The following is a 5,073-nucleotide window of genomic DNA, read 5'->3' as shown; positions in this document are numbered from 1 at the left end:
ATTAAAATGCCTCAGAGTTTAACTATCCTCAAATAAATGTGTCAGGCAGCCAGGATTGAGAGATTAGCATCGAGTTTTCTCTATCCTATTAAATGTGAAATCTGGCTGACTAAAAAGAAAATAAATTTTGTTCTTAGATTAAATAAAAATACCAAGATTAAAGCTCGCTAAAAAAAATATCAATCTCTTGATTCAATTGATGTGAAACCAGGAAATAAAGTTTTACATAATGGTGTTTTAGTTACAGAAAATAATCAAAAAGATAGATTTAATGTCGTAGTTTACTGGCAAAGAAAATACAATAATAAACAACTACCTACCCCCTGGTATTTACTCACGAATTTAGAGAATAAAGAGGAAGTTATTAAAATTTTTGCATCTCGTGGAGGCATAGAAGCTATGTTTAGAGATTGTAAATCTGGTGGTTATAATTTAGAAGGAAGTCAAGCTAATTCTCAACGTCTTACTAATTTAATTTTGCTTGTAGCGATCGCCTATACTGCCAGTTGTTTAGTAGGGTTAAAAATGAGAAATACTGGCTATCAAGAGTATATTAATCGTCTCAAAATTGAAGGTAAAAATCGTCCCAGGCATAGTTATTTTTGGACAGGTTTATATGGTACGACATGGATATTGTCTATGGATATATGCTGGGAGTGGGTCGAAAAATTAATGAAAATAGCTCTCAATAAACTGCCATTTTATCTCAAAGGTCTTAAAGCTATGAAGCACATACAGAGTATCGTTTAGCGGGGTTGTCACCCCGTCAGCAAGGAAATATATACTTGTTTTTCCCTACCAGTGATGACAGATAGCGGAACTCCCTTCAATCTTTCTATTTTGACCGAAGAAAGCGAACAATTTAGAAGTAAACAAATTAAATACTATGTAGAAAAAAAGCAGTGGAATCGTTATTTTGACTTATCAAGGCAAAGAAGAAAAAAGATTTATTGGAGTTGAGTGGCAAAATCCAATTTCATGAAGGTTATGATTACAAGTCCTTAAGAGGCAATTAATCGTAAGAAACTCTTCTCAATCAAATTCGATTGACTTTGTAAATTTGCTCATACTCGATCGCATTCGGACAAGGCTAAATCCTGCAAAACTTAAGCCACTTCCCAATCTTCAAAGCGCAATTCTTCAACCCGACTAAACTCTTTAATGTTATGGGTAACTAAAATTAGATTATTTACTAAAGCGATCGCTGATATCTGTAGATCCTAAGGACCAATAGGAGTTCCTAATGCAGCAAGTCTAGCTCTTATTTTGCCTGCTTTTTTAGCTGCTTGTTCGTCAAAAGGTAAACTAACAAATTCCTGAAAAAATTCTTCTAAAACTTGAAGATTTTGCTTCCTATTTCTGCTTTTATATGCGCCATAATATAGTTCTGACTTGACAACATCACATAGAGCTATATCTGAAGGTTTGTAAGCCTTAAATTTTTCAATAACAAGAGAGCTACGACCTGTAATGTATTGAATGCAAGTATTGGTATCGAGCAAGTAAATCAAAACAATTCCTCTCGATTTTCATATTCTCCTTGTAATTCTCTTTTTAAAGGCTCTCCTACCCATGCACCTGCGGTTTTAGTAAAAAAATCAGGCGACCATGCCGATTTTGTCACTTTTTCTGGCTCAGAATTAATGTTTTTAACCGTAACAACTACTTCTATATCAGCATTTTTAACATCTACTGGTATGTCTAATCTTAAAATACCGTCAGACCCTATATGAGAATTTAGTTTGATACTTTGCATGAATATTTCACAAATACTCGACTAATTGTATTTTACTTAGTATTTGATCGACTTCAAAAATTATCGCTTGCAAATGCGATCGCCTTATACTTACAAAAGTTGCTCAAATTGTTCTATCGTCAATCCTGCATCCCTAACAATTCCGCCCATCGTGTAAGCATTAATTGGATTGGCTCTGGGAATGACTAAGATTTTTTCACAACAATTTATCTTCCTTGTCTTCCCTGTCTGCCTTGTCTCCAACTCTATCGCTTCCGAATGCGATCGCCGACAAACGCCCAAAAGCTCTCAATTGTCCGACGAAAAACAACTGCTAAGTACTTAGGCAAAATTAATTACATATTCGTGACCAAAATTATCCAGCACTTTTTTTAGATATTCAATTAGACTATTCTGACTACTATAAGCCTCAATATCTATCCATTCATATTTGATAAATTTCCAGAGAATTTCGATGTCTTGGTGCGCGTTCCCTTGCGCGTCACAGACTGCGCGGGGTCGCACCGCTAAGTTTAGTTTGGGGGAGTAGGTTGGCAGCCAGAATATTTCTAACTTTTTCTGTTTCCACTCTTTTAATTTGCCGAGAAATTCATCACTCCTGGGTCAGTCGATGGAATATTTGCTTCGCACCCATATCCAACCAGTCGATCCTAGTTTTCAACTGTCCCAAAGAGTCGAACCAATAAGTTTTGCCCAAATCCAGGCTGCTTTACCCACTCCCCAAACGGCATTAATTAAATGGTGCGTTAGTAAGGATACCTTCACGACTTTTATCGTTACTAAAAATTGCACTCAGCCTTTGGTGATTACCAAGGATTTTGAGGAAGTACAAACCCTGACTGAGATAAAGGATAAGTATCTCAGTAAATATCGCGAATATAAGGACAAGTGGCAAGAAAGATTGATTTTGTTTCTCTATCAACTTGCCCGAACTTTGGAGTGGGATGAGGTGATTGAGTCCCTCAAACAAGTTTTGCCTGACTGCAATAGAATAATTCTCGTTCCTCATCGCTGGCTACATATCATTCCCATCCACGCTTTACCCCTCAAGGATGGTAGATGTCTTTTGGATCTCTTTCCTCAAGGAGTTAGTTATGCACCCAGCGTTCAACTATTGGAATTGACTCAGAAACAGGTATGGGGAGATACGGGGGACAAAAAGTTTTTTGCGGTACAAAACCCTACTGAAGATCCAGCGTTACCTTATACCAGCGTTACCTTATACCAGCGTTACCTTATACCAGCGTTACCTTATACCAGCGTTGAAGTTGCTGCGATTAGAAAGCAGTTTCAACCCCACGATGATGTATTGGTTGGGAAAGAGGGACACAGAAAAGCATTAACTACTGAAAGACTTGGTAAGGCTAACTATACTCATTTTTCCTGTCACGGTACGTTTAATTTCGAGAAACCAGAACGTTCGGCGTTGTTGCTGGCGGATAGCGTGGTGGAGATGGAAGCCCAGGAAGACAAGGAGGACAAGGAAGATGGGGAAGATAGAAGAGATAAAACTAGGTATTTGCCTAGCAGGGATGGTAGCTACATCGATCTGGAAAAATGCCTGACTTTGGGTGAAATATTTAGTTTGGATTTACGTAACTGTCGTTTGGTGACTCTCTCGGCTTGCGAAACAGGCTTAACGGATATTAAAAATCTCAGCGATGAGTATATCGGTTTACCCAGTGGTTTTCTGTATGCAGGTAGCCCTAGCGTAGTTAGTAGCCTTTGGGCGGTAAGCGATCTATCAACTACCTTCTTAATGATTAAGTTCTATCAGAATTTACAAACAATGGATGATGAGGCAGTTTTTACAATTAAGAGTTTTTTAATTGATACTCTTAACGACTCCTGCCCTTTCGCTTCCCCCTATTATTGGGGTGCTTTCTGTGCTGTTGGTTCATAGACAGATAAATATTCAGAAAACGTAATCAAAATTGGGTTGAATTAAGTATTGCTTTCGATAATATTAGAATTAAGCCTATTTCTCACTTACTTCTTTCTAGAGCAAGCAGATATGTCAAGAATTTACCACTCGCTTCTCAATATTATCGAACAACAACCAGAAATATTTTCTCCTGAAGATCGTCAAGACTTGATAGAACAATCTTCAACTTGGTCGGATGAACCTAAACAATTTGTCAATAGTGCTAATAAATGGTTGGATGCCAGACCAAATATCTATGATGCTGCCCTCAGAAGTTTGTCCAGTAAAGACAATGATAAAAGCTTTTCTGGTGAAATTCGTTTGCCAGGAAACGGTACAAAAGCCCCTGAGATTAAACCAGAAGATTATAAACCAATGCTGCTGAATGCTATTCACCGTAGTTTTGGTAATGTTTCTCAAACTACTGCGACTGTATCTACCAATAATCGTTAAACAAACGTAAACTGCTCAACAATACCATTGAGGTTTAGTAATTCAGGAATCATCTTTCTTAACTTATCAGTCAAGGCTTCAATTGTATCCGCTTCGGTAGCTAACCCAGGAACATCCTCACTCTCGGCTACCCAAACTCGCGCTTCTGAATCCCAAAAAGCCTCTACCTTATAAAAATGTTGACTCATAAACTTACTAGTATCTGTCCATAACTAATTTTATCTTGGCACATTGTGAATTAACGCAGTTAACGCATAAATCCTCTGATTGCGATCGATTAGTCAATGTAGCAATTGAAAACATAATGACTAATCAAATTTATTTAACTCCAGCTAGAAAACAATTCAAAACTGTTTCTCTACCCCGACTGTCAAAACAAAACATTAAAAAAGCCGAAACAATAGCTGTTTGGGGTTCGATTATCAGTACTTTGATGATGGCAATCTCCCAGCAACCTTTATTTAGCCTGCCTGTTTCACTATGTTTGGGGCTAAATCTTCTCTCTCGCCAGCAACAAGCACAGATCGAACGACAACTGGTTGCTAACAACGCCCAAATTGAACGAGTCACAAACCAATATTCCTCAGCAATCACAGCTTCTGAATTTCAAGCTAGTTTGGCAGTAAAATCTCAGCAAATTCAACAATTCCAACAACAATTATCTCAGTTAAGCGATCAAGTAACAAACACCACCTCTATAAATACTCCCATCAAAAAAAGAGTCGCCATTTTTATCGACGGTTCAAACCTCTACTATGCTCTCAATCAATTGAATACCCGCATCGACTACACCAAGTTCCTGCAAATATTAGTGAGAGAAGATACTCTCTATCGAGCTATTTACTACACTGGGATTGACTCTAATAGTGACAAGGAACATGGCTTTATTAAGGGAGTTCCAAATTAAAAATCGTGCCATAATTAAACAGAATTATAAAAA

Annotated in this window: 5 protein-coding genes and 4 pseudogenes; 4 read left to right on the top strand and 5 right to left on the bottom strand. The window is 37.6% G+C overall.

Annotation, left to right across the window (positions count from 1 at the left end; all coding sequences use genetic code 11):
• Positions 1-201: 201 nt before the first annotated feature.
• On the top strand, positions 202-750 hold the full coding sequence (locus I4641_RS23180) for a hypothetical protein (RefSeq protein ID WP_229642952.1): 549 nt from the start codon (positions 202-204) through the stop codon (positions 748-750).
• Between the two features lie 356 nt (positions 751-1,106).
• Here the strand turns inward: I4641_RS23180 and vapC are convergent.
• The 4 genes and pseudogenes from vapC to I4641_RS23165 all read right to left on the bottom strand — a co-directional run.
• Positions 1,107-1,511, bottom strand: a pseudogene (gene vapC, locus I4641_RS23175) (type II toxin-antitoxin system tRNA(fMet)-specific endonuclease VapC).
• The gene (locus tag I4641_RS23170; RefSeq protein ID WP_229642950.1) at positions 1,508-1,756 is read right to left on the bottom strand and encodes a hypothetical protein; all 249 of its coding nucleotides are present in this window, start codon (positions 1,754-1,756) and stop codon (positions 1,508-1,510) included. The pseudogene vapC and the gene I4641_RS23170 overlap by 4 nt, the downstream one beginning before the upstream one ends.
• A gap of 90 nt (positions 1,757-1,846) precedes the next feature.
• Positions 1,847-1,954 (bottom strand): annotated as a pseudogene (locus I4641_RS24490) (type II toxin-antitoxin system HicA family toxin); the annotation flags it as partial.
• Positions 1,955-2,077: 123 nt separating this feature from the next.
• Positions 2,078-2,353: pseudogene (locus I4641_RS23165) on the bottom strand (hypothetical protein); the annotation flags it as partial.
• 13 nt (positions 2,354-2,366) lie between these two features.
• Here I4641_RS23165 and I4641_RS23160 point away from each other — a divergent pair.
• Both I4641_RS23160 and I4641_RS23155 read left to right on the top strand, forming a co-directional pair.
• The gene (locus I4641_RS23160) at positions 2,367-3,659 is read left to right on the top strand and encodes a CHAT domain-containing protein (protein WP_229642949.1); all 1,293 of its coding nucleotides are present in this window, start codon (positions 2,367-2,369) and stop codon (positions 3,657-3,659) included.
• A gap of 111 nt (positions 3,660-3,770) precedes the next feature.
• Positions 3,771-4,133 (top strand): hypothetical protein, encoded by a 363-nt coding sequence (locus I4641_RS23155; protein WP_229642948.1) that lies wholly within the window; start codon positions 3,771-3,773, stop codon positions 4,131-4,133.
• Between the two features lie 17 nt (positions 4,134-4,150).
• Here I4641_RS23155 and I4641_RS23150 read toward each other — a convergent pair.
• Positions 4,151-4,321, bottom strand: a pseudogene (locus tag I4641_RS23150) (DUF1902 domain-containing protein); the annotation flags it as partial.
• Between the two features lie 116 nt (positions 4,322-4,437).
• Here I4641_RS23150 and I4641_RS23145 point away from each other — a divergent pair.
• Positions 4,438-5,040, top strand: coding sequence for an NYN domain-containing protein (locus tag I4641_RS23145; protein ID WP_229642946.1), 603 nt, complete (start codon positions 4,438-4,440; stop codon positions 5,038-5,040).
• The last annotated feature ends 33 nt before the right edge of the window (positions 5,041-5,073 follow it).

It is taken from the genome of Waterburya agarophytonicola KI4 (assembly GCF_020640915.1).
GTDB classification, from domain to species: domain Bacteria; phylum Cyanobacteriota; class Cyanobacteriia; order Cyanobacteriales; family Xenococcaceae; genus Waterburya; species Waterburya agarophytonicola.
Note: the sequence above shows the minus strand (reverse complement) of the source record. Positions and strands in the feature narration are given on the sequence as shown.

Coding starts and splice junctions, on each gene's coding strand:
- I4641_RS23160 (WP_229642949.1), top strand. CDS start 2,367: ATGGAATATTTGCTTCGCACCCATATCCAACCAGTCGATCCTAGTTTT.
- I4641_RS23145 (WP_229642946.1), top strand. CDS start 4,438: ATGACTAATCAAATTTATTTAACTCCAGCTAGAAAACAATTCAAAACT.
- I4641_RS23155 (WP_229642948.1), top strand. CDS start 3,771: ATGTCAAGAATTTACCACTCGCTTCTCAATATTATCGAACAACAACCA.
- I4641_RS23170 (WP_229642950.1), bottom strand. CDS start 1,756: ATGCAAAGTATCAAACTAAATTCTCATATAGGGTCTGACGGTATTTTA.